At 42.9% G+C, this 3229-nt stretch carries 4 protein-coding genes and 1 pseudogene; all 5 read right to left on the bottom strand.

Features of this window, described 5'->3' with window-relative positions:
• Positions 1 to 86: 86 nt before the first annotated feature.
• Positions 87 to 722, bottom strand: a complete 636-nt coding sequence (locus AC3LHT_RS09815; protein ID WP_290645915.1) for a hypothetical protein — start codon at positions 720 to 722, stop codon at positions 87 to 89.
• An 18-nt stretch (positions 723 to 740) separates the two neighbouring features.
• Positions 741 to 932 (bottom strand): hypothetical protein, encoded by a 192-nt coding sequence (locus AC3LHT_RS09820; RefSeq protein WP_290645913.1) that lies wholly within the window; start codon positions 930 to 932, stop codon positions 741 to 743.
• Positions 929 to 1588, bottom strand: a complete 660-nt coding sequence (locus AC3LHT_RS09825) for a 2-phosphosulfolactate phosphatase (RefSeq protein ID WP_488662761.1) — start codon at positions 1586 to 1588, stop codon at positions 929 to 931. The genes AC3LHT_RS09820 and AC3LHT_RS09825 overlap by 4 nt, the downstream gene beginning before the upstream one ends.
• A 40-nt stretch (positions 1589 to 1628) precedes the next feature.
• Positions 1629 to 2270 carry a histidine phosphatase family protein gene (locus AC3LHT_RS09830; protein ID WP_290646037.1) on the bottom strand — a complete coding sequence of 214 codons (642 nt, stop codon included), beginning with the start codon at positions 2268 to 2270 and terminating at the stop codon, positions 1629 to 1631.
• Between the two features lie 2 nt (positions 2271 to 2272).
• Positions 2273 to 3229 (bottom strand): annotated as a pseudogene (locus tag AC3LHT_RS09835) (hypothetical protein); the annotation flags it as partial.

Below are 3229 nucleotides of genomic sequence, written 5' to 3' on the forward strand. Positions count from 1 at the left end.
TTCGAGTCACGAGAGAGAACATCTAAACCCTAACAACTAGACCCTACACCCGATCTTTGGTACCCTATACCCTGTATTTAGGGGGGTCACATTTTATTCAGTGTCTCAAGTATTACCAGTACGATGTCATTAAGGGAATCCTTTTTGAACAACCTTGCCCCGGCTTCTTTACGTCTTTCACCAGACATTATTGCAGAACAGACAACGAGGATCACGTCGCTGAGACCGTATTTTAGCCTCTCTATGAACTCCACTCTAAAGCTAGGGATAGATTCCCTTATAGCAGCAACGGTTGCTTCAACAGCGGCCATATACTTTTCGTCATCGTTCACATCTACTACGGAGCTACCGGAAAGTTGCTTTCCATCATCGTCTATAATTACATTCACGGTAAGGCGCTTGTTGGAGGATTTTGTTTCCAGGGTAAGAAGGCTAAACCTTGCTGTTTCATCGGCAATCGCCTCTTCGTAAGTTTCGGTTGCGGCTGAGTCGGATTCATCATCAGAAATCTGGGCAACACTGACTATTTTTCTGTCTATTTTCACTCCAGAGGCGGCATATATGGCAGTTTCAATATCTCGTACAAGCTGCTTAGCTGGCTTTTTGACATCTGCAAGGATGTGTATCTCTTTTAGCGTTCCACCATCATCAGCGAGGATCTTAGCGCCCTTCACTCCGGGCAACTTATTAACAATTTGTTCAAGCGCAATCATATTTTCCATTCGAATTCCCCCTTAAACTCAGATAAACGCAAACAGCAGGGAAACTCCAGCAAGAATAATAGAAAGTACCAAAAAACGGATGCCTCTTTTATCATAAACTTTTGGATTACCTGCTTTTCTGAGCTTCCGTGTACCGATCTCAAAGAATACAAGACTCACAAAAAAGAATATCATTGCCACTGAAAAGAAAATAGATGACAGGGTTTTCATGTATCATTCCTCACAATTTTCCCTTTTATATAAGCTGGAACAACCGAGAACATATTAATTTTAGCACAAAGGACGACGTCTTTTACAAATCCTTTTCTCATAAGAGTTTTTCCATGACTTGCGATTGTGCTCAGAACCCTTTCAAGATCTTTTCCATGCGTTATGTATTCGTCCAGGGCCAACTTCGCGGCGTCGGTAAGATCGGCATTCTCTGTGACGGATATGAGATTTTCAACAAGTGCTCCGGCGCAGAGCACATCTTCAAGAGCCACACTTTCTCTGTTCCCTGCGCAACCTATGCCGACTTTATCATACCCTGCCGTGGCAACCTCATTGGTAACGCTTTTAACATTCAAAAAAGAAGTAATATACAATTGTTTCGATTCCTTCAAAAGTTCAATTAGCTTCGTACCATTTGAGGTCGTCATTATGATTTCCTTACCATGTATTCCTTTGAAATCGTAAGGGGAATTTCCAAGATCAAAATCTGGTGGTTTTAGGCTTTCGCGCTCACCGGCGAGAAGCAAGTTTGGATTCTCAGCTTTTAGCTTTCTTGCCTCTTCCAGATTCGATACGGGGATTATGGATTCCGCCCCTTCAGCAAGTGCAACCACCATACTGCTTGTAGCCCGCAAAACATCTATTGCTATTGCCACATCAGGTAAAGAAACGATATTCAGCGGTGTAAGAAAAACATCAATTGTTATGGCATTTTCCCCCTTTTACCTGTGATAGATGGTGGTGATAATTCAAAGTGTGGAGAATCCATCCACGGTACTCGCGCTTCTCGAGGGTTGTTATAGAAGCATTTTCTATCTCAAGGCGTCTGTGATTTACCAACGGCATACCCAGCAAAGAGCTCAGAAGCACCCTGAACCATAAACCGTGGCCAACGATTACCACTTCCGTGGCCTTTCTGAGCGTAGATATTTCATAAATTTCATTAAAAGCCGTCAGAGCCCTCTTTTCCAGCTGGGTTAGCGACTCAATTCCTTCAATTTTGGCATGTGGGTTAGAACTCCAGAGGGTGAATTCCTTTTCATATTTTTCAACAACTTCTTCAAAGGTAAGCCCGTTCCACAAGCTGAAATTGCACTCTCTCAAATCCTCCCTGACAATAGGAGATAGATTGAACCTTTTCCCGATTTTTTCAGCGGTTTCTCTAGCTCTTTTCAAGTCACTACAAAAGAGGAGTGAAGTGTTTGGAGCGATGTATAGAAGTTCTTCAGCAGTTATCTCAGCCTGGCACTTCCCTTGATCGCTCAAGGGAATGTCTGCGTTACCCTGCCACCTGCCAATCAGATTCCATTCGGAAACACCATGTCTTACAAGATGCACTTTCAATCTTCTATCACCTCTACTTCGTCCGGGTCATAAGCAATGACCTTTGCCCCTTTTAATGTGAGAACATTTCCATCTATTTTGATTTTTAAGATGTTCTGCTTCGAAGCTGGCAGGATTGATTCTATTGGAACAGGCTGGTTGTACTTTCTTGTTACCAATTTTATTTTTTCGTATGCCCGTTTTTCATCTGGTTTCCCTTTTTTGAAAATTATGAACCCTTTTTCGGGCAATGAGCGGTAAATGGGAATCAATGTTTTGCCATCAGTGATAAATCTCTTTTCCCTTAAATTCACGAGCGAATACGCAGCTAATCCGTTGGACTTTGTAGCATAGAGATCTGTGAGTGTTGTATCTACAAAGTCTTCCTGCGATAGAACAACAGGAAATTCCGTGAGATTAAAGCCAAGCGCTTCGTATTCAAGCACCGCTTTCTCCTTGGATGACTCCGTTTTGATCCTGCCGGGTTGTTGTTCTTTATAGCCAAAAACGCGCAGTACAGATTTCAGCTCTGGATCCACTCCTGAAAGGGCGTTGTTTATCTCCTTCAAAAGCGATTCTCTTGTACCGTACTTATCAAAATATCCGATTTTCACGAGAAATTCCAGATCTTTTGCCATAAAGGAGCTCCGGCGTTTCCTGACAAATTCATGGAAGGATGTCTCAATGGGTTTGATGGGCAACTCCAGCCTAAATTTCATCAAATCAGAAGGGCAAAGGGAAATAACCCCGTTCATATGTCCTTCGCCAAGTGCAAAAGATAATCCCATGCTCTTCATTTCCGCAGCCAGCCTTGCCCTTCCTTCCCTGTCAAGAAGCGAAAACAGCACCTTAAAGAATTCATCAGGTGCGTGAAACTTCTTGAACGCGAGCCAATAAGTAATCAGAGAATAAGCAACGCTGTGGGACTTGTTGAAACCATAACCGGAGAACCTTCGCAGTATTTCCACCAGTTC

Source organism: Kosmotoga sp. (assembly GCF_982836095.1).

Excerpts from the sequence above, each read along its gene's own strand:
- AC3LHT_RS09820 (WP_290645913.1), bottom strand. The coding sequence starts at position 932 with ATGAAAACCCTGTCATCTATTTTCTTTTCAGTGGCAATGATATTCTTT.
- AC3LHT_RS09815 (WP_290645915.1), bottom strand. The coding sequence starts at position 722 with ATGGAAAATATGATTGCGCTTGAACAAATTGTTAATAAGTTGCCCGGA.